Below are 1,385 nucleotides of genomic sequence, written 5' to 3' on the forward strand. Positions count from 1 at the left end.
TCTGTGTTATCCTGATATTCCTGCTTCTTTTCTCCGTTGTTTTGCTGTTTTGCACAAGGCCGCCCAAGTTTTGGGCCTGACATCCTTATCTCATGTTTTTTACAGAAGGCTCTGTTTTCACGGGTGCGGTATATCTGATCCACCAGTATGCGTTCCGGATAATGGCCAGTCCGTTCATAATACCGACAGGCCGCATCTTGCAGATAAGCGCTCTCATTGTATGCATCAAAGGAGATGTGCTCTATCCGGGCATATCCCTTTTCGTCGATGCTCAGGTCGAGTTTAGCTCCGAATTCTGTCGGTGCTTTCGCTTTCCCTCGAACAATCGGCCTTATCCACGGCTGGTGGATGCTCACGATGCGGTCCTTTACACTATGAGTTTTATGGTCATACATGTATTGGTGCTGTCTGTACAGCTCCATGATCGTCAACAGCAATGGGATCTCTTTCTTCAAAGGAGCATACCCTTCACACATAAATCCGTCCAGGTATGCAAGATCCCGGCGCACGTAGGAAAGCTGTTTTTTGATCGCCTTGCTCGTCTGTTTCTTTGTGTGTTTCCGTGCCTTTGCATAGGCAAGATAATCTTTTCTTGCTTTCCTGACATACCGCCTTGGAAGCGTAAGGCCATAAGATTGGCAAAAGCGGTAAATGATGACCTCCAGTTTCTCACGCGCTTCATTGAGCAGGGAGATGTCCTGCGGGTATCTGATATTGACCGGTGCACAGCTCGCATCAACGATCAGTGTCCCTTTATTACCCTCGGGCCTGGATTTCTCATCACAGACAGTTGCTGCCCCACCCGAAGATGAATCTGAGGGCGGTTGCGTATTGTCATCATCACTGTTAAACATATATGCATTTGCATCCATGATGGCATCAACATCGAGACGTTTTCGGAACAGTACCAATGTACTGGCATCAAAGGGCGGTACGTCCTGATAACCGGGCAGGCCAATGAAGTACTGCAAGTACGGATTTTCTGTGATCTGCTCCACGAGTTCTCTGTCAGAATACTGGAACTTTTTCTGGATGATCAGAGAGCCGAGAGCCATGCGCAGCGGTTTTGCAACGTTCCCGGTATCACTTGGGAACAGGCTGGCATATTTCATTTCAAATTCATCCCATGGAATACTGTCAGCAAGACGGATCCATCTGTTCTTTGGGTTCATCTTCAGCCCCAGTGGCTGGTTAAAATCAAGAAATGAATGCTGCAGCTTATCAATTGGTTTATACATGGCTTACCCGGCTCCTTTGATGAGAAATTTAAGGTATGGCCTGCAAGAAAAATCGGCTCACCGATTCAATACCCTTGCAGATATTTTATCAAAAATCGCCAGGAAAGTCAGTAAAAACAGGAAATTTAAGCTTAATCAGCAGGCACT

1 protein-coding gene is annotated in these 1,385 nt (G+C 46.7%); it reads right to left on the reverse strand.

Translation table 11 applies throughout. From position 1 onward, the window contains the following. The coding region (locus HMPREF1548_RS00655) for an IS5 family transposase (RefSeq protein ID WP_021633688.1) at window positions 1-1,238 on the reverse strand (1,238 nt) is incomplete at its 3' end. Window positions 1,239-1,385 lie beyond the last annotated feature (147 nt).

This window comes from Clostridium sp. KLE 1755, from assembly GCF_000466465.2.
GTDB classification, from domain to species: Bacteria; Bacillota; Clostridia; order Lachnospirales; family Lachnospiraceae; genus Eisenbergiella; species Eisenbergiella porci.